This window comes from Acinetobacter sp. YH12233 (genome assembly GCF_013417725.1).
In the GTDB taxonomy this organism is placed as follows: domain Bacteria; phylum Pseudomonadota; class Gammaproteobacteria; order Pseudomonadales; family Moraxellaceae; genus Acinetobacter.
The window spans coordinates 125,897-151,968 of sequence record NZ_VPDK01000001.1 but is presented as its reverse complement, the minus strand read 5'-3'; the positions used below and the strand labels follow the sequence as shown (position 1 = coordinate 151,968).

Here is a 26,072-nt window from a genome sequence, read left to right as displayed (position 1 = left end):
AAAACCGGGCTTTTTTAATTGAAAACCTTAGAGCCATTTACGGGTATCATCTGCGACCGGTGTACCTTGAGTCACATGCATGATCATGGCATGGGCAATACTGCCTTTAAATGGAATTTCAGGCAGCTGATCAAACTTGAAGAATTTCGCATCGCTAATTTCTTCTTCCTGCAATTGCAGCTCACCGCCAGCATATTCTGCTTTGAAGGCAATCATCAAATTACTCGGGAAAGGCCATGGCTGACTGGCCAAATACTGGATATTTTTCACTTTCAAGCCGACTTCTTCCAGCGTCTCGCGACGTACCGCTTCTTCAAGCGTTTCCCCAACTTCGACAAATCCGGCAATCAGACCATACATCTGGCTTTTGGTATTACGTGCATTTTTGGCCAGCAAAATTTCATCTTCACCGCGGGTAATCACAGTAATCACACAAGGTTGCACCCTTGGATACTGACGATAATGGCAAGCTGGGCAAACCATGGCATATTCAACAGCATGGGCTTCAGTCGGAGTACCACAATGGCTACAGAACTTGTGATTCCGGCGCCATTCCAAGAGTTGCACAGCACGACTGGCCTGTTCAAATTGCTGAACATTCCAAAACTGTAATAATTGACGGATTGGAACCAGTTGCAAGCCTTCAGGAATCGGCTCATCTGGAAGAAGATCACGGGCAACCACCTGATCACCCGGATTCAGCAGCAAATCACTTGCCAGAGCTTCAACTTGAGGCAGTTGAAAGTGTTGATCGACCAGCAACTGTTGCTGCTGGAAAATATAAGCAAGTGATAATTTTTTAGACATTAGGCAACGATTTTCAGTTTCTCACTACTGTCTAATGCTACCTTAAACATAGACTGTAATACAGGCTGTTTGTTCTTTAAGTTGTCGATCATCATATCGGCACTAGCCAATGCATCCAGCGCATGATGAATTTCTGCTGGTGTTAATGCAACCGACTGTTCAATACGGTTTTTAATGAACAGGGCAGTTGTATTGAATGCAGCTTTCACATGTTCAGCATTCAGGAACAGCATAGCACCGCCAATTTCACAGAACTGGATGGGTACAGGTTCGAGTTTGGTCAGATCTTGATCCTGCAGATAATCAGTCAGAATCTGGCTAGATAATTCAATCATTGCCTTGGTTTCATTCAACAAAGCGTTATGTGCTTCGTCCAGACGATCCAGCGAGATATTCATGTTATTCACACGTAGCTGCAAGCGGCTCGAAGTATGATGGCGCTCCAATACACCAATCGAGTTCATCGCGGATAGAATTACATTCATCAATTGTTGGGCAAAAGACTCATCTTTCAGAATATCTGCCTGGCTGAGTGAAGCTGCCTGACGGTTTAAGTCATGATAGGCTTCATTCAGATTCAGAACCTTGAAGATATTGGCCAAGCTATTCAGCTGAGTCTGGAGTTCCTGAGTTTTTTCAGGTGTCATGTGCTGATAGTTATATTCGATATCATTGCGGATCTGGGTCATTTCCGCAGTCACCAGTTCGCTAATGGTATGCATGGTTTCGAAGTCCGGACCATATAGGTGACGGCTGAACACCTGAAGTTGCATATCTGTCAGTAGATCATCACCAATATTCAGCTGGCTACGGATTTGCTGTGCAGTTGCATCTTCCTGACTAATACATAAGCTTAATACATTTGCCAGATCAGACAGAGAGGCTTTGAAGCTGTCGCCTGAACTAAAGTACTGCGCCATGTTGCGTTCAATACTGATTAAAGTACGTAAACGTGGTTCATTGATGAGCAGGTGATCAATATTATCAAAAGCAACATGCACCAGATGCCAGTATTGCTTGCTTGGATGATTTGCTGAAAGGCCTGCCAGATAAGTACCGACCAGTTTGATCGCTTGCAGGTCCATCTCGCTTTCTTCCTGTTTCAGCAGTTTGTTAAGAGACAGCTTGTACAGGCGTTGCACATATTTGGATTTTTCCAGACCTGGTACTTGGGGTAACTGGAAGTCAGGGGTAATCAGGTCAAGCAAAGGTTCAATATGCTGACCTTCAGTGGTTAATGGTTTACCAAGCGCTAGTTCCAGACGGTTCAGGGTATCGAGCAGGAACTGTGGAATTTTCACTTCACGCAAGCAGATAAATTCGATATAGCGTTTCAGCATGGTGGTGCCTTCACTCAATGCGATCACATCCTGAGTGTTGACCTGCGCCGGATTCCCCATAATCTTGCGCATCAGTTCTGCTGAATATTGTGCAATTTGTGCCAGATTCGGCATATCAATCAGTGCCAGTACCTGTGCACATTGTTCGAACTGATTTAATGCATCGTCAATGCCAAAAGGTAAAGTCTGATCTTCTACCAAGGTGCTTACTGCTGATTCGACTAACTTGATCGAGTTATCAACCTCATTTTTTATTATCAGTAAAGCTGTTGGATCAAAATGTATAGAGGTTTGGTAAGACATGGATCTGCACCTTTCCTTGAGTATTATCTATATATGAGCCCCGCTTTATCGGACGGGGCCTCTTTGGAATTACTATAACTGAAGAACTGTATTTTAAAAGCGAAATTACTGCTTGAAATTTAGATTTTATTTGGCAAAAAGGCAAGGCGTTCCATGCTTTTCTTCAAATTGTTTGACCCATTTCTCATGTTCGGCAAGTTCTTCATCTGATGGAAGAATCACAGGCAATTCAATTTCAATTTTTACAGTGCCTGAACTGCCGCCTTGTTCTTCGGTATGTGACAGGGCATCCATATCAAAAGAGACTTGTCCACCGGTCATGGCCAGATAAACATCGGACAGAATTTCCGCATCGAGCAAGGCACCGTGGAAGGTACGGTCACGCTGTGGAATTTCATAACGACGCACGAGGGCATCCAGGGAGTTTTTCTGTCCCGGATGCTTGGATTTGGCCATTGCCAGGGTATCGGTCACTTCACAAACTTCAGAAAGCGCGACAAAGCCTGCCCGCTTGAACTCCATATCCAGGAAGTTCATATCGAAGGTCGCGTTATGCGCAATAATTTCGGCACCTTGCAGATAGTCAAACAGTACCTGTGAGATTTCTTCAAACAGCGGCTTGTCTTGCAGGAACTCGTCGGTGATACCGTGGACATTCACCGAATCGCCAACCGGTTTTTTCGGATTGATATAAATATGGATTGAGCTGCCGGTAAGTTTCCGGTTAATCATTTCGATCGCACCCACCTCAATGATCCGGTCACCATCCTGATAATAGAAACCGGTGGTTTCAGTATCCAGAATCAATTGACGGGGGCCATGCAGCTCTAAGGTCGGCGGTGTAATCACAATTTGCGGATGTAGTTCGGTTGAATCTGAAGTGACTGAAGCGGACTCATCGGTATTTTCAGTTGTTTCCAAATTTTCAGTCTGTTCCATTTCTTCTTCAGCCATTTCCATGCTCTCTTCGAGTTCTTCTTCACTATCGACAAGATCCAGCCCGAAAGGGTCGTCTAGAAGCCAGTCAGGTTCAGATTTTTTTTTATTTTCAGTGATTGCAGTCACTGATTTGGATTTTTTTAAGGTTTCATCTGCGCCCTGATTGGCCAGTTGATCGGCCATTTCATTGCCAGGATGTCCAGCATGGCCTTTTACCCAGTGCCATTCAATATCCCGACCTTGGCAGGTGGCATCCAGTTTTTGCCATAGATCCGGATTTTTAACGTCTTTCCAGTTTTTCTTTTTCCAGCCATGAATCCATTCGGTAATGCCTTGTTTGACATAATTGGAATCGGTATAAATGACCAGCTTGGCATCTTTCGGACAGAACTGGATGCCTTCAATCGCCGCGGTCAGCTCCATGCGGTTATTGGTGGTATGATCTTCGCCACCGCAAATTTTGTGTTCCTTCTGTTCGGTAATTATGTACGCACCCCAACCGCCTAAACCCGGGTTGCCGCGACAGGCGCCATCAACATATAGCGTGATAGTGTGAGACATAAATTAAAATCCGATCAAAAAAGAACTTGCTGAAGCGGATATTGTATAACGCAAATACGCTTGATGCGTCTAGATGCACCAGTTTTTTTAATTTCTTGTAACATTTAACGTGAAATCGGGGTAAATTAATGCCTTGTGTCCACGACATGCTTCACTACAATGGCATATCTAAAAAATAAATTTATATACGAATTGTTTGGATTTCTTTATGTATAAACCAACCGCAATTTTGTGGCAGCCCGCATTACCAGCATTTTTAAAATTTTCTGTACTTGGAACGGCACTCGCTTCCTTGGGACTGACGGGCTGTTCATCTACACAAAGTGCGACCCAAAAAGCGTCAAGCAAGCAGGTTGGCTCACAATATCTAGATGCAAGCAGTTTGGATGGGCTGGAAGATTTACTTTCTGCAACGGATATGCGTGCGGTTGAAGGTGACCGTTTACTGATTTTGAAGCATGGTGATATCTGGAAACGGATGACCGTGGGTTTCAAGATGGATCTGAATACCTGGAATCCGCGTATTGATGCACAGCGTGGCTGGTTTATTTCCCGTCAGCCGTATCTGGACCGCCTGAGTGCCCGTGCATCACGTTATCTCTATTATACGGTGAAAGAAGCAGAGCGCCGTGGTATGCCTACGGAACTGGCTTTATTACCGATTATTGAGAGTTCTTATGACCCGGCGGCGACCAGTAGTGCAGCAGCGGCAGGTTTATGGCAGTTTATTCCGAGTACCGGCCGTATTTATGGTTTGAAACAAACCTCACTTTACGATGGCCGTCGTGATGTGGTGGAATCGACCCGTGCGGCTTATGAATTCTTGGGTAGCTTATATAACCAGTTTGGTTCGTGGGAATTGGCTTTGGCCTCTTATAATGCCGGTCCAGGCCGTATCCAGCAGGCGATTAACCGTAATAAGGCCGCAGGTTTACCTACCGATTACTGGTCCTTGAAACTGCCTCAGGAAACCATGAACTATGTGCCGCGTTTCCTGGCAGTTGCGCAGATTGTGAAAAATCCGGGTACTTATGGTGTGAGTTTGCCACCGATTGCCAACCGTCCTCACTTCCGTGAAGTGACTGTCGGTGCAGCCAATTTAAATGAGATCGCAGCGATTACGGGTTTAAGTCGTGCTGAACTGTATCAGCTTAACCCGGGACATCGTGGTGACCGTATTGATCCGGAAAGTCCACGCCGTATTTTGATTCCGGCTGACTTAAGTCCATCGATAGATGAAAAACTGAAAAAATTGCAATCTAGCTCAAGCGGCTTATGGGCAGGTACTGTCAGTAACTCGCCTAAAACGACCACTACAGTAACTCCAAAGCCAACTGTAGCACCAGCATCAACCAGTACCACCATCGTACCTGCCAAGCAGACTCCACCGGTGCTTGCAACTACGACTGCTAAGACTGCAACAGCAACTAAAGCTCCAACTGCGACCACAACACCTAAACCAGCTACGACTGCACCAGCAGCAGTGTCAACCACCACGACACCTAATCTAACTGCACAAACCACTAAACGGGTCAGTACTCCACGTGGTTCTGAAGCACTTGCTGAATTTGCTGCAAAAAGTGAATTGCCTATTCCAAGTGCGCCACGTATTCCAGTTGCTGTGACGCCAGTTGCTTCGGTGAAGCCTATCCAGGTCGAGCCACCAATTACCGCAGCTGAACGTCAGCAAATCCAGAAAGTGGTGTCAGCAGAAGAAATTAATAAAACCGTGGATGAGCTTTTACAACCTGTAGCAACTGCGGCTGAACAGGCACAGGTCATTGAAGAGCTGAAAGCACTGGCACCTGCAGGCACAGAAATTGTTGACCCTTATGATGGCAAGATCAAACTGACTGCAATTCAGACCAGTCAGTCTATTGCCGAGCAGCAGGGTAAGGAGCTGACCAAAGGATTCTCATATCCGAAAGAAGTCGCTGTAAACACCAGTGCAGATTCAGTTGAAGCTCGACTCAATCAGGGCAAAAACTATGTAAAAACTGATTCAGAAGTCGTGGTTGTGGCACCGAAAGGTAAGCGCAGTACCTATAAGGTTTTACCGGGTGATAATCTGGCATTGATTGCAGCCAAAAATGGCGTGAACTGGCGTGATGTCGCGAAATGGAACCAGATTGATCCAAACTCTACACTGTATGTAGGTACGACAATTTATCTCTATGATGCCAAGCCCGTACAGGAAGCACCGAAAGCCAAAGAGAAACCGGAAAGCTATGTGGTTCAAGCTAATGATTCTTTGACCAGTGTTGCCAGTCAGTTCAGCCTGAGCGTCAAACAGTTGGCTGATTATAATGATCTGAGTACGACCAGTGGTTTATTTGTGGGGCAAAAGCTTTCCCTGAAAGAAAGTACCAGCAAAGCGAAAGCTGAAGACAGTAAAAAAGCCGAAACTGCCAAAGTTCAGACCAAGTCCTATACCGTTAAACGTGGTGAGTATCTGAAATTGATTGCAGATCGCTACGCATTGTCGAATGCAGAACTTGCTGCACTAACTCCGGGTTTAACTGCGGGTAGCAGTTTGATGGTCGGACAGAAGATTAATGTTCCTCTTAATGAAGTTGAAGAACTGACTGCGAGCAGTAAGAAAACCGAAAAAGTCGAACAGAAGTTTGAGAACGTTAAGGTTGATCATACGCCAACAGAAAACTATCAGGTCAAACGTGGTGAAACCCTGTACAGCATTGCCAATCAAAGTAAATTGACGGTATCTGAACTGGCTGCGTTAAATGGCCTGTCTGCAAACAGCGGCTTACGCATTGGTCAAACCATCAAGATTCCAGCTGGTAGTCAGGTTCCTGACAGTTATACGGTTCAATCGGGTGATACGCTGACTGGGATTGCAGCAAAATATAATCTGTCGATGGATCAAATTGCCAACCTGAACAATATTTCTCGTAGTGCCAATCTGCGTGTGGGTCAGCATCTGAAATTATCTGGCAGTCCTGAACCTGTGCAGGAAGTGGTCACCGAGACTCAGGAAAAGAATGTTAAATCAGATACTCACATCGTGAAATCTGGTGAAACCTTAAGCTCGATTGCCCGCCAATATCATCTGCAATTACGTTATCTGGCAGACTTGAATGGTTTGAATACCAATAGCAATGTGCGGATTGGACAGCGTTTAAAAATTAATGAAGATATTCAGATCGCCAAAAAAGAGCCGGTAGTGAAAGTCGCAACAAAATCTGCATCTTCTAAGGCGACAGAATCCTATACGGTAAAATCCGGGGAATCTCTGATTGCGATTGCCAATCGTGTAGGAGTACCCGTTACTGATCTGGCGAGCCTGAACAATCTTAGTCCACGTGCCGGTTTACGTGTGGGCCAAACGCTTCAGCTTCCAAAACTTGTCACTGAATACAAGGTGAAGCGTGGCGATACCTTGATCGGCCTGGCATCCCGTTATGGTATGGCAACCAATGAACTGGCAGAAATGAATGAACTGAAACCCAATACTCAATTGCGTATTGGTGATGTGATTAAGGTTCCAAACTAATTTCTGGATCGTGAAATTGTTTAATCCCGTCCATATCTTATGGATTCTTGCTGCCCCCTGGATCATCAGTTCCAGCGGGGCAGCAGTCATTACGACGCCTTATATTGCACTGCATAGTGTACCCAAATATGCACAGGCTAAATCTCTGCCTTATGCCAATCCGCAAGCGCCCAAAGGTGGCATTCTTATTCAGGCAGCCGATGGCAGTTTTAATAATCTGAACAGCATGAATGGTAAGGGCAATGTCACTGAAGGGATTAACTATATTTTTGACAGCCTCATGTCAAAATCCCTGGATGAACCCGGCGTTTATTATCCCTTGCTGGCTGAGAAAGTCAGTTTCGACCCAAAGCAGACTGCTTATATAATTTTCCATTTAAATCCTAAGGCCAGATTCAGTAATGGTCAGTCAGTGACGGCTAAAGATGTAAAATACAGTTTTGATCTGTACCAGACCCAGTCCAATTTTGGCTTACAGATGTATCTGGCAGATATTAAAAAAACCGAAGTCCTGTCACCTTCAAAAGTTAAGATTAGTTTTAAATCTCGCCATAATCCGGAAATGGCGATGATTGTGACGCAAATGCCGATCTATTCTCAGCAGGAGTGGCAAAAGCGCAACTTCAAGGACATTAACCTGAAACCGATCTTGGGTTCTGGGCCCTATGTGATTGAACGTATTGATGCAGGACGCAGTATTTCCTATAAACGTAATCCGCATTATTGGGGTAAAGACCTGCTGGCCAATCGCGGCCGTTATAATTTTGATCGCATACAGTATCGCTATTACCGTAGTCCGGAAATCAAGTTTGAGGCATTTAAATCTGGCCAGTTTACGCTGCATGAAGAAAAACAGGTCAACCGCTGGGTAAGTGATTATCGGTTTCCTGCGGTACAACAAGGCCAAATCAAAACCTATCGTTTTCAGCATCACAATCCGATTCCTACACAAAGCCTGATTTTTAATACGCGACGTCAGCCCTTTGCTGATATTCGCTTCCGGCAAGCTTTAACTCTGGCCTATGATTTTGAATGGCTAAATAAAGCCTTGTTTCATGGAGAATATCAGCGTCTGAACAGCTTTTTTAGTAATAGTGAACTGGCATCTACAAGCAAGCCGAGTGCTCAGGAGCTGGAAATATTACAGCCAAATTTATCAAAATTGCATCCGGTGCAACGTCAGGCGGTATTACAGGATTGGCATTATCCGCAATCAGATGCCTCCGGGTTTAACCGCAAAAATTTATTACAGGCGCGACAAATTTTATTGAATGCCGGTTACCGTTATCAGCAGGGGAAACTGGTGACTGCTCAAGGTCAACCTGTACAGATTGAATTTCTGTTGCATCAAGCTGAACAGCAGCGTCATCTGATGCCTTATCTACGGCATTTGAAACGTTTAGGAATTCAGGCTCACATTCGGATGGTGGAAACGGCTCAGTATTATGAGCGACTAAGAAATTATCAGTTTGATATAATTATGGATACCATGCCGCAATCGCTGACACCGGGGCAGGAACAGAAACAGTTTTGGGGCAGTGAGGCGGCACGTCAGCCTGGCAATTATAATTATGCCGGTATTCAAAATCCGGTGATTGATCGGGTGATTGATCAGGTAGTTCAGGCACAAAGTCGTGAGCAGCTGATTTATAGTACCCGAGCTTTAGACCGTTTATTGCGAGCCGGTTATTATCATATTCCGACCTATGGTACGGGTGAATACTGGTATGCTTACTGGAATATGTATCAGCAGCCTAAAATCAAGCCCAAGCTTTCTGCGGGTATTGATTACTGGTGGGTGGATGCAGCTAAAGCCAGAAAAGTGGCACCATACTTAAAATATCGCTAGATTTCCAGCTTCGGGGAGTGCCATGAGCACTTATATCGTCAAACGTTTGCTTCTTATGATTCCGACATTATTGATGGTTCTACTGATCAATTTTGTAGTGATTCAGCTTGCGCCGGGTGGTCCAGTGGAACAGGCCATCTATCAGGCACAGCATGCGAATAATTTGGCGATTGGTGGCTTGCAGTATCAGGGACAGCAAGGCCTGACGCCCGAAATGCTGGAGCAGATCAAGATTCAGTATGGATTTGATCAACCGGTTCATTTACGGTTCTGGGAAATGTTAAAAAGCTATGCTCAGTTTGATTTGGGCCAGAGCTTTTTTAAAGGCCAAGCTGTGACTGAACTGATCTGGGAAAAACTGCCAGTTTCACTGTCTCTAGGTTTCTGGAGTACCTTGCTCATTTATCTGGTCTCTATTCCTCTTGGCATCCAGAAAGCCAAAAAGCATGGCAGTCTGTTTGATCAAACTACGTCTTTGCTGCTGGCTGTGGGCTATGCCATTCCAGCCTTTATCTTTGCTATTTTGCTGATTGTATTTTTTGCAGGTGGTTCCTATCTGCAATGGTTTCCTTTACAAGGGTTAAGCTCGGAAAATTTTGATGAATTATCTTTCTTTGGAAAAATTCGAGATTATTTCTCGCATATGGCTTTGCCATTGCTGGCCATGGTGCTAGGTGGTTTTGCACGGCTGACTTATCTGGTGAAATTTTCCTTTATGGAAGAACTCAGTAAACACTATGTACTGGCAGCAAAAGCGAAGGGACTACAGGAAAGGGCAGTACTCTATCGGCATGTACTGCGCAATGCAGTGCTGGTGTTGATCGCTGGATTGCCAGAAGCTTTGCTCGGTATTTTATTTGTCGGGAACCTGTTTATTGAAATCATCTTTAATCTGGATGGTTTGGGCATGCTGGGATTTGAAGCGATTCTGCAGCGGGATTATCCGGTCATTTTTGGAACTTTGTTTATTTTTACCTTATTGGGCTTGGTGCTGCGTTTGATCAGTGATGTGCTGTATCGGGTAATTGATCCCCGGATTCATTTCGATTCGCGAGGATTGAAATAATGTCACCAATGCTACGCGCCAGCCTGCAACGTTTTAAAAATAATAAAACCGGATTTGCCTGCTGCATTGCCTTTGTCATTATTTTTATCTTGTCACTTGGTGCTGAGCTGATCGCTAACGATAAGCCTTTACTGATCAAGTATGAGGACTCCTATTATCTGCCAGTAATAAAGTCATATCCTGAAACGACTTTTGGGGGTGTCTTTGAAACTGAAGCCGAGTATCAAGATCCTGCGGTACAGCAGCTGATTAATGCCAAAGGCTGGGCAATCTGGCCGGTGATCCGCTTCGGCTATGACACACCCAATTTGGCACTCGATATTCCAGTACCTTCACCTCCAAGCAGGCAAAATTGGCTAGGAACAGATGATCAGGGACGGGATGTGCTGGCACGGATTCTATATGGCTTGCGTATTTCCTTGCTGTTTGGCTTTGCACTGACTTTGCTGTCGGCAGGATTAGGTGTGCTGGTCGGTGCAGTTCAAGGCTATTATGGTGGCTGGATTGACCTGATCGGGCAACGTGCACTTGAGGTCTGGAGCAGCCTGCCGATGCTGTTTATGGTCATGATTCTGGTCAGTGTGTTTAGTCCGAATATTTACTGGCTATTTGTGATCATGCTATTTTTTGGCTGGACCACACTGGTGTCGATGGTGCGCGCTGAATTTTTACGGGCCAGAAATCTGGAATATGTCTGGGCAGCGAAAAGTATTGGTGCAGGGCATGGCCGGATCATGTTCAGGCATATTTTACCCAATGTGATGGGTTCCAGCCTGTCACAACTACCTTTTATGCTGACTGCCAATATTAGCGCACTAACTGCACTGGACTTTTTAGGTTATGGTTTGCCACCCGAAACCGCTTCTCTAGGTGAATTATTACTGCAGGGTAAAAATAATCTCAATGCGCCGTGGTTGGCTTTATCCGGGTTTCTGACTTTAGCCATTGTCTTGTCTTTACTCATCTATATCGGTGAAGCCATCCGGGATGCTTTCGATCCCAAAATTTAAAATGATTTTTTAAGACTGATTTAATATCTACAAATAAAATTTGTATCCATTTGACAATATGAATTGTCAATTATGGCAAGTTAGGTTATAACACATACAAAATAAGATAAACATTTCAGGAAAGTACATGACACAATTGGCCGATTCCATCCAGATCCGTAATACCCAGTTTAAAAACCGTATCATTAAAGGTGCCATGAGTGAGGCGTTGGCCAATGATGCAGGCCAACCCAATCAGGCCCATTTAAAGTTGTATGAGGCTTGGGCCAAAGGTGGTTTAGGCTGTGCGATTACGGGTAATGTCATGGTGGATTTTCGTGCCAAGAATGAACCCGGTGTAGTGGTAGTAGAAACTGAACGTGACCTGGAAAAGTTAAAAGCTTGGGCGAATGTCGGCAAACGTCATGGCATGGTGCAACTGGTACAGTTATCTCATCCTGGACGTCAGTGCCCAAAAGGCTTGAATAAAGAAACCGTAGCACCTTCAGCTGTACCTTTTAGTCCAGCATTGGCGATGAGTTTCGGTACGCCACGTGAACTGCGTGAAGATGAAATTTTAGATATTATCCAGCGCTTTGCGACTTCAGCTGCCATTTGCGAAAAGGCGGGATTTGAAGGCGTGCAGTTACATGGGGCGCATGGTTATCTAATTAGCCAGTTTTTATCGCCCCTGACCAATAAGCGCCAAGACCAGTGGGGTGGCAGTATTGAAAACCGCAGCCGATTCTTGCTAGAGGCTTATAAGGCAGTGCGTGCAGCAACTTCAGAGAATTTTATCATTTCAGTGAAATTAAACTCGGCAGACTTTCAGCGCGGTGGCATTAGTGAAGAAGACGTGATTTATGTCTTTAAGGCGATGGATGCAGTCGGGATCGATATGATTGAAGTTTCTGGCGGAACCTATGAAGCACCTGCAATGGCCGGAGTAAAAGCAGAGAAACGTAAAGCATCAACGGTTGCCCGCGAAGCCTATTTCCTCGATTTTGCCGAAAAGATCCGTCAGGAAGTTAATTGTTATTTAATGGTGACGGGGGGCTTCCGTACCGCAGTGGGTATGAATGCAGCCCTTGACAGCGGCGCATGTGATTTTATCGGTATTGCACGTCCATTTGCGGTCGAGCCTGATCTGGGTAACCGTCTGGTGGCTGGACAGGATGTACGTTATGCAGTGGAGAAAATTAAAACCGGTATTCCAATGATCGATAAAATGGCGATTATGGAAATCATCTGGTATGCCGCACAATTTAAAGAAATTGCCAAAGGTAATCGACCAAATCCAAAACTGTCGCCTTTAAAGGTATTTTTAAATTACGTAAAAGGTAATGTGAAAGCTGTGATTAAAGGTCAGATCAATTCACGTAAATCGGCTTAATTTGTATAATGCATTGAAGCAAAAACAGGGCATATAAAATGCCCTGTTTTTTTATGAATGACCTTTTTAAGAATAAGTCATGGCTTGAGTCTGAAAAGGGAAGAGCAACTGAGAAAGCTGACGTGTTGCCCACAAGCCCACTTCCTGATGATGCATATGCGGTGCCACATAAGGAATCAACAGATCAATCTTCTGTTCGGCAGCAGCACAGCGATTCAGACGGCTTTTCAGTTGATGGATCTGTTGCTGGTCGATACGGTTCAACACCGGTTCCATCTGGTTATGTACTTGAGATCTGCTACGTGATGACAGACGAGCGGCAAAAGTCTCACCTTGAATCCAGTCTTTGATAATCTGTTTTTCAGTCGCATTAAATACACCAAACATTTTGCCATCTGGATCATCAATCATTTTCCAGAACCGGCTTTGTTCTACAGGTGCATCTTTTACAATCCAGCCTTTTTCAAGCATGACTTTCAAGAAGTCCTTAATGTGTGCCGGATCGGATAACCACTCATTAATGGTCTTGCCACTAAACTGGCATTTCTGGTTATGGATATATTGTCCAATCAGCGCTTTGTTCTGAAACACTTTCAAAGCCAGTTTTTCGGTATCCAGTTGCTTGATGATCTGGGTAGAACTTTTACCAATGTCATTCAGCACATAACCTTTTTTAATCAGGTCTAAATACTGAACAGGATCTTCAGCGAGTGCATACTGATCTAAATACGCTTGCAGCGATTTTTGTGCATGACCGTTGTGAGCATTATCAATAGTAATATGTACATTGAAATAATGTGGATCAAGACCGAGTTCAGATAATTCATAATTGGTAATTAACAGGTGTAAGGGCAGCTGCTCATAACCCAGATTGAAACCAATTACTAACGGCAGATATTCTGGCGGCGCATAGGCCAAAGCCAGCTGCACGGCTGCTTGTTCATAATAGCTGGCATCCAGTTGCTCAGCATAGCTGTTCAGCTCATAATGATTCAGCAAGTCCTGATACATGGTGACATGATTGGCACGGGTATGACCCATGCCTAGTTCTTCCAGATAGATATAAATCAGGTCTTTGGTTTCCGGACGATTCCAGTTTTGCACAGTTGAATACAGCCATGAGCCGTCTACCAGTTTTACAGGTGCGACTTTGGCCAGGAACTCAAATGCATGTGACACAGTCGGGAAGTATTCACGTCCTTGCTGCTGTCTACGCCGCTCTACATAAGACTGGAAGATTGCGCAGGTTTGGTGGTGCTGTTCCAAAAAATGTTGCTCTACATGTCTGGGTTGATCCAGCCATTCCAGCCCAGCCACATCAACTTGCTGGATTAAATCTCTTAAATAGTTCTCAGCCTGTTCGGTCTTTACTGCCGTCGAAATCTGTTGATCTTGAAAGAAGTTGACCCAATCTTTAAAGTTATTAAATTGATGATTATGATTTTTAATAGATGATTCAGGCGAACTTAACTTTGTACTGACGAACATAATCTGATCCTTGCAGATATATTATGCTTTCTACCTTAACGGCATGCTTATACCACCGGTGTTGATTTTTTGTTCGGATTTATAGTGCGATTGCTGTAAATGAAAATGAATGGATAACGAGTTGAAGAGAAATGTAAAAGAATAAGATTTTTGAATGAATTATTTATAAACAAATAAAATTGCAATCGAGACAATTTGATCAAACGTTAAAAACAGGAATGAAGGAACAAGCAAAAAAACAAATAATAAAAAAGCCCAAGTCATCATGCTTGGGCTTTTTTATTAGAAGTTAATTAAATTAACCATCTCGAATATGGCGTCCCTACGGGGATTCGAACCCCGGTTACCGCCGTGAAAGGGCGATGTCCTAGGCCTCTAGACGATAGGGACAGTGTAGAAGTGATATTTTAAACCAGAACTTTTGGTTTGAAGTAATGGCGTCCCTACGGGGATTCGAACCCCGGTTACCGCCGTGAAAGGGCGATGTCCTAGGCCTCTAGACGATAGGGACTTAATAAAATATTACTTCTGAAATTGGCGTCCCTACGGGGATTCGAACCCCGGTTACCGCCGTGAAAGGGCGATGTCCTAGGCCTCTAGACGATAGGGACGTTTCAGAGGTGGGCGTATATTAGGGTGAAAACAGGGGGGTGTCAAACGCTTTTCCAGAGTTTTTTGGAAATTTTCTTTTGAGTGCATAAATTTAAAACAATATTAGCAGAATACTTGAAAAATGCAGGATTTAGGCCGGATTTTTAAGCAATTCCAGAATGGCTTCAACAACCTGAGGATGCAGTAAATAGCCAGTAATATCATGTGGACGGTGAATATGCGTACGAATGCCATGATTGATGATTTCAGGTTCAAACTTGAATGGCGGTTGGGTAAGCGGAATGGCGGTGAGATAATCATCCGTTGAGTAGAAATTGATCCAGTCGCCTTTAATTGCCTTAGGTCGTACCACCGGCTGTGCCAAGCTGGATTGAATCACCTGAAAGGCTAATGGCGAACCTAAAGTAATAAAACGCTGTACATTCAGTTCAGGGTGCTGGATAAGATGATTATAGGCAATCACACTTCCTAAAGAATGGGCAATGACAATGCAGGGTTTGCGACCACTCAGTTGTCGGGCAATCCGTTCATGCACTTTCCTCATGAAATCAGGGTTATCGAGATAAAGATAAGTTTCAATCAGAAATCTCTGCAATAGAGTGCGATGCAGAGTGGGAAAATAATTGAGTAATAAGGCAAAATCCCGAAGCGCCACATTCTTGCCGAGGGCGGTAAAATAATTGAATTTCTGTCTGAAATCCATGGTGTCACTTGGGCTGGGTTGGGCGAAATCGGTAATTGTGGGCCTACGCCAACCAGGACGTGGAACAGGGGCGGGAAGCTGAGGTTGAGCAGGCTTGCGAAAAGGAAAGCTAGGCCATTCCTGGGGCATCAGGGTGCCAGCTTCTAGAATATTGCGGACGTTATAACGTGAAAGCAGATCGCCATAAAATGGAATACGAATGTGGCGTTTTAAATAACTAAATCTGGCATCTTGTTGATGTTTACGCATCCCTTTTTGAAGTATATGGAGCCAGCGCTGCCGGATGGAGGCAGCGCTATGATGTTGCTGATTCATTCCATGAATAAAAATAACTTTCATCGACACCCCACTGAGTTCGATAGAATTATATTTACAGTATAGAAAATATTAACGTAGCAAAAGCAGCGCTTTTTGTGGTGTTAATGTGTAAATTATCTTTGATAAAACAATAATTAACAGACATATGTATATTTATAAAAGAGTCATAAATAAACCACAAAATGAGTAGGTATGAATAAAGAATTTTACTCAGCAGAAAAATAATACAAAGGAAATAGTAAAATTAAATCTGTAAATTAAGATGCTTTTTAGAGTAATTCTAGCAGGGCTTCGATGACTTCCGGATGCTGGACATAGCCATCAATATCATGCGGATGATAAATTGAAGTACGAATCTCCCGATTGATAATTGCCGGCTGAAACTGAAAAGGCGGTTCTGATAATGGAAAGGCAGTTAAAAAGTCATCACTGCAATAAAAATTAATCCAGTCACCTTTAATAGCTTCTGGCCGATGAACAGGCTGGGGCAAATGTTCCTGAATGACCCGGAAAGCCATTGGTGATCCCATGCTGATAAAACGCTGTACATTCAGTTCCGGGTGCAAAAGCAGATAATGATAGGCAATCACACTTCCTAAAGAATGAGCCATTAGGATACAGGGTTTATCGCCATGCAGTTGCTGGCCAATTCGCTGATGCACCTGCTGCATGAATGTGGAATTTGCCAGATAAGAATAGGTTTCAATCAGAAATTTTTTGATCAGCGTATCATGCAGGCGAGGGAAATGATTCAGTAAGATCACAAAATCCCGTAATAGAGTATTCCGGCTTAATATACTAATAAACTGCAGCTTCTGGTTAAAGGTCATGGCATCCTCAACCTTTAGCTCGGGAATTTCACAAATTTCAGGTGAATATTGATTGAGATGGGGTGGTGGTGGCTGGGATTTAACTGGAGACTGGAAAGGAAAGCGAGGCCAGTCTTGCGGCATCAATGTACTGGCATTTAGCACATTATGTAAATGATGTCGTGACAGCAAGTCGCCATAAAAGGGGATACGAACATGCCTTTTCAGATAAGCAAAACGTGCCTGTTGATGCGACTGTTCCAGACCATATTTTAGCAGACTCAGCCAACGTTGACGCAGGGAAGCAGAGCTGAATTTCTGCTTGTTCATGCCATGAATATAAATAATTTTCATCGACACACCACGCTGGCTGCCTAGAACATTTTCAGTATAAATAAAAAAGAGCAGCCGAAGCTGCTCTTTTGGTCATTTTAATGTTTAAGCATTTTTGTGATAAAACTTGTAGTAGCTGGCATAGCACAGTGCAATAAATACCAGACAGCCAAAGAAACTGATACGCATGCTCGGATCAAACACCATACTGATACAGGTAATCAGACAGAACAGAAAACCCAGAATCGGTACGATCGGGAATAATGGCGTAGCAAAATCAAGATCCTTCGCTGTTTTACCCTGTTTGTACCATTCACGGCGGAAGTTGAACATGCTGAGACAGATGCTCATCCAGACCACTACCATGGTAAATGCTGCAATACCTAGCAAGTTAGTGAAGATAGTTTCCGGTGCGAACTGTTCAGACAGCAAACCAGGCATACCGCCAATCATGGTGACAATGACTGCAATATAAGGTACACCACGCGCATTTAGGCGTGAAAATACCGCTGGTAACTGTTTACTGTAAGACAATGACCACATCATACGGGATGCAGCAAATAGACCTGAGTTAGCAGCAGATAGCAATGCTGTGATAATCACAAAGCGGATAATATCTTCGGCATAAGGAATACCGATATGCTGGAATACTGTCACGAATGGGCTGCTACTGACACCTTCAGCTGCCAGACCTGCTTCCTGATGCGGAAGAAGGGAGGTCACCACAATAATCGTACCTACAAAGAAAATCAGTAAGCGGAAAATTGCAGTATTAATCGCTTTTGGTACATTTTTGGCAGGATCTTTGGTTTCACCCGCAGCCACACCAATCAGTTCTGTGCCAGAGAATGCAAAGTTTACAATCAGCATGGTGGTGAAGATTGGGAACAGACCTTCTGGGAACCAGCCTTGAGCTGTCAGGTTACTGAATAGCGGAGCAGTTTCCTGTCCTTGGTAGCTTACTACACCAAAAATAGCGAGTAGGCCAAGCAGGATAAAGGTCACGACAGTAACGACTTTCACCAGTGCTAGCCAGAACTCGGACTCTGCAAACCAGCGGGTAGAAATCATATTCAGTGCGAATACGAAAGCACCAAAAATCAGTGTCCACATCCACATGGAGCTATCAGGGAACCATTCCTGCATTAATAAAGCTGCAGCGGTAAATTCAGTTCCCAAGGTCACTGACCAGGTCAGCCAGTATAGCCAGGTAATGGTGTAGCCAGTCCCTGGTCCAATATAGCGTTTGGCATAGGCGCCAAATGAGCCAGATTCGGGCATATGAACGGCAAGTTCACCCAGACATAGCATAACCATGTAAGCGATGATCCCGCCAAGGAGATAAGCAAGAATGGCACCTACAGGCCCCGTTTGTGCAATGACTTCACCCGAACCTAGAAATAGGCCTGTTCCGATTGCGCCACCAAGCGAAATCATGACCAGATGTCGAGTACTCATAGCGCGTTTTAAAGGCGCAGAATTGCCCTGATGCGTAGCATCATTCGGAGATGAGTGCATAGGAGTCAAAAAATAAAAGAATGAAGCGGGTTATTGTAGTGAAAAACTACAAATCTGCAACGTATTAATATGGATTATGTATAAGACTTGATCGTGAGCGATCAGATAATGGCGTCCCTACGGGGATTCGAACCCCGGTTACCGCCGTGAAAGGGCGATGTCCTAGGCCTCTAGACGATAGGGACGTTGCGAGGTGATGGCTATATTAAGGACTAAGCCGGACTTTGTCAAAAGAGTTTTTACTAAAATGTATTTAACAGTTTAAACATTAGGCAAAACAAAAATTTTATTTTATTAAGATATTATTTTCTGAACGGATTTACCTGATATGAAAAAATAAACCCAATCGGAATTGGGTTTATTAAAGAAATTATTTCAGTTCAAAAGTTTAGAACTTAAGCTTTTTGATGATAAAGCCAGTAATAACTTGCATAACATGCTGCCATAAACAATAAACAGCCAATAAAACCAGAGAGCATTTCGGGGTCAGCTGCCATACTCAGACCGGTTGCAGTACAAGTTACAAAACCTAGAGTGGGAACTAAGGGGAACCAAGGTGTACGGAATTTTAGTTCAGAGACGCTATGACCAGACTTCAGCCATTGGCGACGGAAATTAAACTGGCTCCAGCAGATACTCATCCAGACAATCACCATGGTAAAAGCGGCCACGCCCATCAGGTTTTTAAAGATGACATCTGCACCAAATTGTTCAGAGAGCAGACCAGGCAAGCCGCCAATCATGGTGACCCAAACTGCTACATAAGGCACGCCGGATTTGCTGACTTTGGCAAATAGTCGCGGTAACTGGTTTTGTGAAGACAATGCCCACATCATACGTGAAGCTGCATAGAGTCCAGAGTTTGCAGTAGAGAGCAGCGCAGTGATAATTACGAAACGAATGAAATCTTCGGCATAAGGAATACCCATCTGGGTAAACACGGATACAAACGGACTGCTGCTTAAGCCCCCATGACCACCGACCTGTAGACCTGCATCGGTATAAGTCAGTAACGAGCTGATCACAATGATGGTGCCAACAAAGAAAATCATCAGACGCCATACCGCAGCATGAATCGCTTTCGGTACATTTTTCTCAGGATTTTCGGTTTCACCGGCAGCGATCCCGATCATCTCGGTACCGTTAAAGGCAAAATTCACGATCAGCAGGGTAGTGAATAATGGGATCAAACCATTTGGTAGCCAGCCATGTTCAGTCAAATTATTGAACAGTGGCGCAGATTCATAACCTTGAAATGGAATAAAGCCAAAGATACAGCCAAAGCCCAGAATAATAAAAATCAGTACAGTCGCAACTTTAACCAGTGACAGCCAGAATTCTGATTCGGCAAAGGTACGGGTTGAGCTTAAATTGGAGAGCAGTACACCTGCAGCAAAGATCAATGTCCATAACCAGATCGAAGTTTGCGGGAACCATTCCTGCATTAGAATCGCAGCTGCAGTGAATTCGGTACCCAAAGTGGCTGACCAGCCGAGCCAGTACATCCAGGACACCATATAGCCTGTACCCGGCCCAATATAATGGGTTGCAAAGGCACCAAAAGAACCAGACACGGGTAAATGTACGGCCAGTTCACCGAGGCAGAGCATTACCATATAGGCGATCAAGCCACCAATAATATAGGCCAGTATTGCGCCCAAAGGTCCAGCTTGTGAAATCACTTCACCGGAACCCATAAACAGGCCAGTACCAATAGCGCCACCAAGGGAAAGCATGATCAGATGACGTGTGCCCATGGCACGTTTTAACGACGGAGTTTGACCCTCAACAGACGAATGCTGTGAAGGTGGAGAGGGAGATTGCATAGCTCAATTAAAAGGAGAGATTTAAAAAAAGTATTTTAGTTTTAATTATGTGAAATATCACATAAATTGGAATTTCCTCATAAAGTTCTTCTTTTAATTTAAAAAATAAATATTTGCAAAGCCTCTTAAAAACTAGTGATCGGGAGTCTGGTATTGCTCAGTCGGTGTTTTTTCAGCAGGCGTAGTTTCTGCTCGGTTCTCAGCAGTTTTATCATCGCGACTGATCACATAAATATAAAGCGCTGAAGGTGCCAGAATAAGTAAAACAAGCAGGATTTTCTTTAGCATGGGAAAATTGATCAAAACCTAACATCAACTTGATTATAGCCTAAGCAAACGAGAAAGGGCACTAAACTCAGTCAATCGGAATTTATAAAATAGTATTGAAAGCAATAATAAGAAAAAGAGTTTTCTTGAAAAAATGAAAGAAGAGAAGGATAAATAAGATGGCGTCCCTACGGGGATTCGAACCCCGGTTACCGCCGTGAAAGGGCGATGTCCTAGGCCTCTAGACGATAGGGACGTTTAGAAGATGGCGGTATCTTATTGATCCGCCACCAAAGTGTCAAGCAGGTGAGGTGCGAGTTTGTTTAAAATATAGCAAAACAGTTCCGCAGTCTTTTGCGTATCGTATAACGCAGAGTGTGCTTCTTTGCCATCAAACTCAATACCGGCCTGAATACAAGATTTAGCCAGAACCGTTTGACCAAACATCACCGCACTTAAAGTCACGGTATCAAACACAGAAAAACTGTGAAACGGATTCTGGTTTTTGGTTCCGGTACGGGCAATTGCTGCCTGTACAAAGCCCAAATCAAAATGCGCATTGTGACCGACCAAAACGGCATGCGTACAATTTTGCTGACGACGCACTTCATTGACCGATTTAAAAATACGTTTTAACGCGGTTTTTTCATCTTCAGCCATTGCGATCCGCATCGGATTTGACGGGTCAATCCCGATAAATTCCAAAGAGCGGCGATCCAGGTTGGCACCTTCGAAAGGATTGATATGTGCGTGGTAAGCTGCACCGGGCACAAACTGGCCATCTTCATTATAAACAATAGGAATGGCCGCAATTTCTAACAAGGCATCAGTCTGTGCATTAAAGCCTGCTGTTTCAACATCGACAACAACAGGCAAAAATCCACGGAAACGCTGACCAATGACTGGAAGAGTTTCATTTGTCACATTTTTCTCCATTGAATGGTTTTTCCTGCATATAGCGGAACGATTTGTTCACCATCCAAGTAGTCTAGACTTTCAGGAATAACTTGATCTTCTTTGACCAGCGTAATGGTTTTGGTATTACGTGGGAGGCCGTAGAAATCTGCACCAAAGTGGCTGGCAAAACCTTCTAGGCGGTCGATTTTACCTACTTGATCAAAGGCCTGAGCATATAACTCAATTGCAGTCGGAGCACTATAGCATCCTGCGCAGCCACACGCATTTTCTTTGGCATTTTTTGAGTGCGGTGCACTGTCGGTGCCTAAGAAAAATTTAGGATTACCGCTGGTTGCCACTTCAAGCAACGTTTGCTGATGCGTCTGACGTTTTAAAATTGGCAGACAATAGAAGTGCGGCTTGATCCCACCAACCAGCATATCATTACGGTTAAACAGTAAATGCTGTGGGGTAATAGTCGCAGCCACATTACGATCCTGTTCCAGTACGAAATTAGCTGCCTCGCTGGTAGTAATGTGTTCCAGAACCAGTTTCAGTTTCGGGAACTGTTTTAGTAATGGTGCTAAGACTTCATCAAGGAAACGTTTTTCACGGTCAAAAATATCGACATGATTATGCGTCACTTCACCGTGCAGCAATAAAGGCACCTGATGCTCTTCAAGCTGTTCAATGACTGAATATACTTTACGAATGTCGCTTACACCGCTATCCGAGTTGGTGGTTGCGCCAGCAGGGTAAAGTTTAATAGCATTGACATGCTCAGAATCTTTAATCTTTTTGACTTCACTTGGAGAGGTATTATCTGTGAAATACAGCACCATGCGTGGATCAAAATCGCTACCTTCAGGAACATGCGCCATAATACGTTCACGGTAGCTTAATGCTTCTTCCATAGTTTTAACCGGTGGAACAAGGTTCGGCATACAGATGGCGCGGGAAAACTGTTTAGCTAGATCAGGAACGGTGCGTTGCAGAGCGTGACCATCACGCAGGTGGGCATGCCAGTCGTCTGGCTGGAGAAGGGTAATCGTATTCAAGGCGAATTCAATCGGAGAAATAAAACAAATGATAATGCATCTATGCCTAAAATGGTAACGAGAAATATATACAAAATAAGGGATATCTATAAATTAATTTATAAAAGTATGATATTTTAAAATTAATAAAAAAATTACATAAATACTTGGCAATGGAATACAAGTACAATCTAGCAAAATTGCAAGATGAAAAAGAAAAAATAGAAGAATTAATCACACGGCAAAGTCAGCGTGTAGGCTCGGTTTTCCCTCAGAATCTGGAACAGGAGTTCTGGAGCAAAAACCTGGAGCGGGCACGTAAACATGTCGAAAAGTATGTCTGGGCAGGTGTACTGACCTATTTTATTTTTCTGCTGGTCATGATTCCGACCGACTACTGGATTATCGATTCACAATATTTCGTGCAAGATTTTGTGCGCTGCATGCTGGGGCTGATCAATGGTAGTCTCGCTTTACTTGCTTTTTATTTCTTCTCCTGTCTACCTAAAATCAAACGCTTTTTTCCGCAGGCTTCCATGCTGCTAATGTTCTGGATGATAGTCTCGACCTCTTATCTGACCATGTCCATTCAAACAGTAAGCTTGCAACATCAGTCGATGGCGATCATCACTATTATCTACATTCTGGGTTATATTCTGACCGGAGTAAAACCTTTACAGATGTTAATCACGGGGTTGTTTGCTGCACTTTGTACGGTCTGGCTGTTATCCGTGTTATCGATCGAATTTAATGCACTGGTCTTGGGGCGGATTCTGATCGGCAGTAGCCTATTGGGATGTGTGATTAGTTATATGCTTTTTGCCCGTGAGCGCATGATTTTTCTATATACCATGCGGGCTAGAATCAGTGAGAAAATTCAGCGGATTCATACCACAGAATTGTTGCATTTAAGCCAGCATGATGAGCTGACCAAAATCTCTAATCGACGAACTTTCGATGAAACACTGGATATCTTTTTTGAACGTTCTCGCCGTAATCAGCATGCTTTAGCGATTTTATTTATCGATGTGGATCATTTTAAAAACTATAACGATTTTTATGGACATCAAAAAGGGGACGATGTCATTTCCAGTATTGCCTTTACTATTAAAAATGCGATCCGGCATATGGATTTCGTGGCCCGTTATGGTGGTGAAGAGTTTGTGGTACTGCTTCCAGAAACTGATGCTCATGGTGCTTATGCAGTGGCTTCTAATATTTTTAATGCGATTGAGCGTCTGGAAATTCCGCATGAGAAATCTGGTGTGGCTGATCACATCACCATCAGTTTGGGCATCACTGTGTATCGTGGTGAAGACTTTATTGATAAGGATGTCTTATTGGGAATTGCCGATCAGGCGTTGTATCGAGCCAAACAGCTAGGACGGAATCAGATTTATTATCAGTCGATCCGCACCGCAAACCCGAACAGCGTGAATACCTAAATCGAATCCATAAAAAAACCGCTCAGATGAGCGGTTTTTTTTGACGTTAAAACAAACTTATTTGTTTTTGTCTTTTAACTGAGGTACTGCAGAACCTGTACCTACTGCAAGTAAGCCAGAATCTGTATAGATACCCAGTTTTGCACGTGTATCTGTGATGTCCAGATTACGCATAGTCAACTGACCGATACGATCCGCTGGAGAGAACATAGAATCACCTTTCTCCATAGTCAAACGCTCAGCTTCATAAGTGAGGTTAGGAGATTCAGTGTTCATGATGGTGTAGTCATTACCACGACGCAGTTCTAAAGTCACAGTACCAGTGATAGCTTTAGCTACCCAACGCTGTGCAGTTTCACGAAGCATCAATGCTTGAGAATCGAACCAGCGACCTTGGTACAGAAGACGACCCAAACGAAGACCGTTGATACGGTATTGTTCGATGGTATCTTCGTTATGAATACCAGTGACCAGACGTTCATAAGCGATGTGAAGAAGGGCCATACCCGGAGCTTCGTAGATACCACGAGATTTCGCTTCGATGATACGGTTTTCGATCTGATCCGACATACCTAGACCATGACGGCCACCAATACGGTTCGCTTCAAGAATGAACTCAACAGGATCTTCGATACGTTGACCATTGATTGCAACAGGGAAACCTTCTTCAAAAGTAATCGATACTTCTTCAGGTTTGATTTCAACTTCTTCTTTCCAGAATGCAACGCCCATGATTGGATCAACGATTTTGATACCGGCATTCAGGTATTCAAGATCTTTGGCTTCGTGAGTCGCTCCCAACATGTTTGAGTCAGTTGAGTAAGCTTTCTCTTTTGACATTTTGTAGTCAAAGCCATTGTCGATCAGGAACTGTGACATTTCTGCACGGCCGCCTAGCTCGTCAATGAAGGTCTGGTCTAACCAAGGTTTGTAGATTTTCAGGTTAGGGTTAGTCAACAGACCGTAGCGGTAGAAACGCTCGATGTCGTTACCTTTATAAGTAGAACCGTCACCCCAGATGTTCACGTCATCTTCTTTCATTGCAGTTACCAGCATGGTACCTGTTACTGCACGGCCAAGAGGAGTCGTGTTGAAGTATGGAACGCCACCTGTAGAAATGTGGAACGCGCCACATTGAATTGCAGCAATACCTTCTAATGCAAGCTGTAAACGGCAGTCGATCAAACGTGCTTTTACTGCGCCATAAGCCTCAGCTTTTTTTGGAATCGCATCGTAATCGTCTTCGTCTGGCTGACCCAAGTTTGCTGTATAAGCATAAGGTTCAGCGCCTTTTTGTTTCATCCACAAAAGAGCTGCAGAAGTATCTAGACCGCCAGAAAAGGCAATACCAACTTTTTTGCCTACTGGGACATTCTGCAAGATAGTTGCATTATCAGACATTGTTCATCCTAATGATATGAAATAGGCACGCCAGAAGTGGTGGCCTGAAAAAACACATATTGCATCAATTGTATCATTATTTTATTTAGGTTTGCTTTAGAAAAGAAAAACTCGTTTCAAAATCTTGATTCAATAGGCTTAGATAATCATAAAATTACCGTATTTTTGACAAACGCTTAAAAAATAGGAAAATCTGGGAAGATTCAATAACATCATTAAGAAAAAACATCTTTAGGATAGCCCTCATGAGCCCGAATATTCCTCCTTTACCTAATCTGCAACCGGCTGCCAAAAATGAAACCCTGTCGATTGTGCATGGAATCTATGCCGGTTTGCTGGTTTTTAGTACGGTTGCATTTTTATATCTGGAATATCAGCAGTCGACGATTTCCATGCTGAGTCTGGGTATTGTGTTGCTACTTTTAGCTGTGCTGATTGTTTTGAATATTCAGACCTGTCTCAAGGTCAAACAGGGCAATGGTTCAGGACGCACCTTGTCCAGAATTATGGCGATCCTTATGCTGCTCAGTTTTCCTATTGGTACAGTACTCGGAGTAATTGCGTTATGGAAATCCAGTAAAAATCAATGGCAGCAATAAATCCATCACTCAGGTACGGCATGAATATCACAATTGGTATTTGTGCCTGAGAAAGCGGACC

At 43.7% G+C, this 26,072-nt stretch carries 19 protein-coding genes and 5 tRNA genes; 7 read left to right on the top strand and 17 right to left on the bottom strand.

Going from position 1 to position 26,072, the window contains the following annotated elements:
• Positions 1–27: 27 nt before the first annotated feature.
• The 3 genes from nudC to dnaQ form a co-directional block, all read right to left on the bottom strand.
• Positions 28–807, bottom strand: a complete 780-nt coding sequence (gene nudC / locus FTV12_RS00850; RefSeq protein WP_125278943.1) for an NAD(+) diphosphatase — start codon at positions 805–807, stop codon at positions 28–30.
• A complete protein-coding gene (locus FTV12_RS00845) occupies positions 807–2,450 on the bottom strand; it encodes a chemotaxis protein (protein WP_180033395.1) in 1,644 nt (547 codons plus the stop codon). The genes nudC and FTV12_RS00845 overlap by 1 nt, the downstream gene beginning before the upstream one ends.
• A 126-nt stretch (positions 2,451–2,576) precedes the next feature.
• Entirely contained in the window at positions 2,577–3,950 is a 1,374-nt protein-coding gene (dnaQ, locus tag FTV12_RS00840) for a DNA polymerase III subunit epsilon (protein WP_180010790.1), read from the bottom strand.
• A 208-nt stretch (positions 3,951–4,158) separates the two neighbouring features.
• Between dnaQ and FTV12_RS00835 the strand changes: the two genes are divergently transcribed.
• From FTV12_RS00835 to FTV12_RS00815, 5 genes are all read left to right on the top strand, one after another.
• Entirely contained in the window at positions 4,159–7,461 is a 3,303-nt protein-coding gene (locus FTV12_RS00835) for a LysM peptidoglycan-binding domain-containing protein (protein ID WP_179992075.1), read from the top strand.
• A 16-nt stretch (positions 7,462–7,477) separates the two neighbouring features.
• The gene (locus FTV12_RS00830) at positions 7,478–9,310 is read left to right on the top strand and encodes an extracellular solute-binding protein (protein ID WP_180033394.1); all 1,833 of its coding nucleotides are present in this window, start codon (positions 7,478–7,480) and stop codon (positions 9,308–9,310) included.
• A 22-nt stretch (positions 9,311–9,332) separates the two neighbouring features.
• Entirely contained in the window at positions 9,333–10,376 is a 1,044-nt protein-coding gene (locus tag FTV12_RS00825) for an ABC transporter permease subunit (RefSeq protein WP_179992073.1), read from the top strand.
• On the top strand, positions 10,376–11,386 hold the full coding sequence (locus tag FTV12_RS00820; protein ID WP_166138250.1) for an ABC transporter permease: 1,011 nt from the start codon (positions 10,376–10,378) through the stop codon (positions 11,384–11,386). The genes FTV12_RS00825 and FTV12_RS00820 overlap by 1 nt, the downstream gene beginning before the upstream one ends.
• 127 nt (positions 11,387–11,513) lie before the next feature.
• Complete coding sequence (locus tag FTV12_RS00815) at positions 11,514–12,758, top strand: NADH:flavin oxidoreductase/NADH oxidase family protein (RefSeq protein WP_004782846.1); 1,245 nt, start codon at positions 11,514–11,516, stop codon at positions 12,756–12,758.
• 66 nt (positions 12,759–12,824) lie between these two features.
• On the opposite strand, the gene FTV12_RS00810 is transcribed toward FTV12_RS00815, so the two are convergent.
• From FTV12_RS00810 to pyrC, 13 genes are all read right to left on the bottom strand, one after another.
• On the bottom strand, positions 12,825–14,246 hold the full coding sequence (locus FTV12_RS00810; RefSeq protein WP_180025179.1) for an iron-containing redox enzyme family protein: 1,422 nt from the start codon (positions 14,244–14,246) through the stop codon (positions 12,825–12,827).
• Positions 14,247–14,560: 314 nt separating this feature from the next.
• Positions 14,561–14,636, bottom strand: a tRNA-Glu gene (locus FTV12_RS00805).
• 45 nt (positions 14,637–14,681) lie between these two features.
• Positions 14,682–14,757: transfer RNA gene (locus tag FTV12_RS00800), tRNA-Glu, on the bottom strand.
• A 24-nt stretch (positions 14,758–14,781) separates the two neighbouring features.
• Positions 14,782–14,857: transfer RNA gene (locus FTV12_RS00795), tRNA-Glu, on the bottom strand.
• A gap of 131 nt (positions 14,858–14,988) precedes the next feature.
• The gene (locus FTV12_RS00790) at positions 14,989–15,900 is read right to left on the bottom strand and encodes an alpha/beta hydrolase (protein ID WP_166138240.1); all 912 of its coding nucleotides are present in this window, start codon (positions 15,898–15,900) and stop codon (positions 14,989–14,991) included.
• A gap of 248 nt (positions 15,901–16,148) precedes the next feature.
• On the bottom strand, positions 16,149–17,042 hold the full coding sequence (locus FTV12_RS00785; protein ID WP_180025178.1) for an alpha/beta fold hydrolase: 894 nt from the start codon (positions 17,040–17,042) through the stop codon (positions 16,149–16,151).
• Positions 17,043–17,126: 84 nt separating this feature from the next.
• On the bottom strand, positions 17,127–18,539 hold the full coding sequence (locus tag FTV12_RS00780) for an amino acid permease (RefSeq protein WP_180025177.1): 1,413 nt from the start codon (positions 18,537–18,539) through the stop codon (positions 17,127–17,129).
• Positions 18,540–18,648: 109 nt separating this feature from the next.
• A tRNA-Glu gene (locus FTV12_RS00775) sits at positions 18,649–18,724 on the bottom strand.
• A 210-nt stretch (positions 18,725–18,934) separates the two neighbouring features.
• The gene (locus FTV12_RS00770) at positions 18,935–20,365 is read right to left on the bottom strand and encodes an amino acid permease (protein WP_179992067.1); all 1,431 of its coding nucleotides are present in this window, start codon (positions 20,363–20,365) and stop codon (positions 18,935–18,937) included.
• A 132-nt stretch (positions 20,366–20,497) separates the two neighbouring features.
• Entirely contained in the window at positions 20,498–20,653 is a 156-nt protein-coding gene (locus FTV12_RS00765; protein ID WP_004782839.1) for a hypothetical protein, read from the bottom strand.
• Between the two features lie 159 nt (positions 20,654–20,812).
• Positions 20,813–20,888, bottom strand: a tRNA-Glu gene (locus tag FTV12_RS00760).
• 20 nt (positions 20,889–20,908) lie between these two features.
• Complete coding sequence (gene rnt / locus FTV12_RS00755) at positions 20,909–21,568, bottom strand: ribonuclease T (RefSeq protein ID WP_179992066.1); 660 nt, start codon at positions 21,566–21,568, stop codon at positions 20,909–20,911.
• A complete protein-coding gene (pyrC, locus tag FTV12_RS00750; protein WP_179992065.1) occupies positions 21,553–22,587 on the bottom strand; it encodes a dihydroorotase in 1,035 nt (344 codons plus the stop codon). The genes rnt and pyrC overlap by 16 nt, the downstream gene beginning before the upstream one ends.
• A 152-nt stretch (positions 22,588–22,739) precedes the next feature.
• Here pyrC and FTV12_RS00745 point away from each other — a divergent pair, with 152 nt between their 5' ends.
• Complete coding sequence (locus FTV12_RS00745) at positions 22,740–24,011, top strand: GGDEF domain-containing protein (RefSeq protein ID WP_166138230.1); 1,272 nt, start codon at positions 22,740–22,742, stop codon at positions 24,009–24,011.
• 57 nt (positions 24,012–24,068) lie between these two features.
• On the opposite strand, the gene argG is transcribed toward FTV12_RS00745, so the two are convergent.
• Complete coding sequence (gene argG, locus FTV12_RS00740) at positions 24,069–25,412, bottom strand: argininosuccinate synthase (protein WP_005234795.1); 1,344 nt, start codon at positions 25,410–25,412, stop codon at positions 24,069–24,071.
• Between the two features lie 245 nt (positions 25,413–25,657).
• Between argG and FTV12_RS00735 the strand changes: the two genes are divergently transcribed.
• Entirely contained in the window at positions 25,658–26,011 is a 354-nt protein-coding gene (locus FTV12_RS00735) for a hypothetical protein (RefSeq protein ID WP_125278928.1), read from the top strand.
• Positions 26,012–26,072 lie beyond the last annotated feature (61 nt).

What these genes read in the sequence shown, in the direction of transcription:
- nudC (WP_125278943.1), bottom strand. Translation starts at nt 807, where the DNA reads ATGTCTAAAAAATTATCACTTGCTTATATTTTCCAGCAGCAACAGTTG.
- FTV12_RS00845 (WP_180033395.1), bottom strand. Translation starts at nt 2,450, where the DNA reads ATGTCTTACCAAACCTCTATACATTTTGATCCAACAGCTTTACTGATA.
- dnaQ (WP_180010790.1), bottom strand. Translation starts at nt 3,950, where the DNA reads ATGTCTCACACTATCACGCTATATGTTGATGGCGCCTGTCGCGGCAAC.
- FTV12_RS00835 (WP_179992075.1), top strand. Translation starts at nt 4,159, where the DNA reads ATGTATAAACCAACCGCAATTTTGTGGCAGCCCGCATTACCAGCATTT.
- FTV12_RS00825 (WP_179992073.1), top strand. Translation starts at nt 9,333, where the DNA reads ATGAGCACTTATATCGTCAAACGTTTGCTTCTTATGATTCCGACATTA.
- FTV12_RS00820 (WP_166138250.1), top strand. Translation starts at nt 10,376, where the DNA reads ATGTCACCAATGCTACGCGCCAGCCTGCAACGTTTTAAAAATAATAAA.
- FTV12_RS00815 (WP_004782846.1), top strand. Translation starts at nt 11,514, where the DNA reads ATGACACAATTGGCCGATTCCATCCAGATCCGTAATACCCAGTTTAAA.
- FTV12_RS00810 (WP_180025179.1), bottom strand. Translation starts at nt 14,246, where the DNA reads ATGTTCGTCAGTACAAAGTTAAGTTCGCCTGAATCATCTATTAAAAAT.
- FTV12_RS00790 (WP_166138240.1), bottom strand. Translation starts at nt 15,900, where the DNA reads ATGAAAGTTATTTTTATTCATGGAATGAATCAGCAACATCATAGCGCT.
- FTV12_RS00785 (WP_180025178.1), bottom strand. Translation starts at nt 17,042, where the DNA reads ATGAAAATTATTTATATTCATGGCATGAACAAGCAGAAATTCAGCTCT.
- FTV12_RS00780 (WP_180025177.1), bottom strand. Translation starts at nt 18,539, where the DNA reads ATGCACTCATCTCCGAATGATGCTACGCATCAGGGCAATTCTGCGCCT.
- FTV12_RS00770 (WP_179992067.1), bottom strand. Translation starts at nt 20,365, where the DNA reads ATGCAATCTCCCTCTCCACCTTCACAGCATTCGTCTGTTGAGGGTCAA.
- FTV12_RS00765 (WP_004782839.1), bottom strand. Translation starts at nt 20,653, where the DNA reads ATGCTAAAGAAAATCCTGCTTGTTTTACTTATTCTGGCACCTTCAGCG.
- rnt (WP_179992066.1), bottom strand. Translation starts at nt 21,568, where the DNA reads ATGGAGAAAAATGTGACAAATGAAACTCTTCCAGTCATTGGTCAGCGT.
- FTV12_RS00745 (WP_166138230.1), top strand. Translation starts at nt 22,740, where the DNA reads ATGGAATACAAGTACAATCTAGCAAAATTGCAAGATGAAAAAGAAAAA.
- argG (WP_005234795.1), bottom strand. Translation starts at nt 25,412, where the DNA reads ATGTCTGATAATGCAACTATCTTGCAGAATGTCCCAGTAGGCAAAAAA.
- FTV12_RS00735 (WP_125278928.1), top strand. Translation starts at nt 25,658, where the DNA reads ATGAGCCCGAATATTCCTCCTTTACCTAATCTGCAACCGGCTGCCAAA.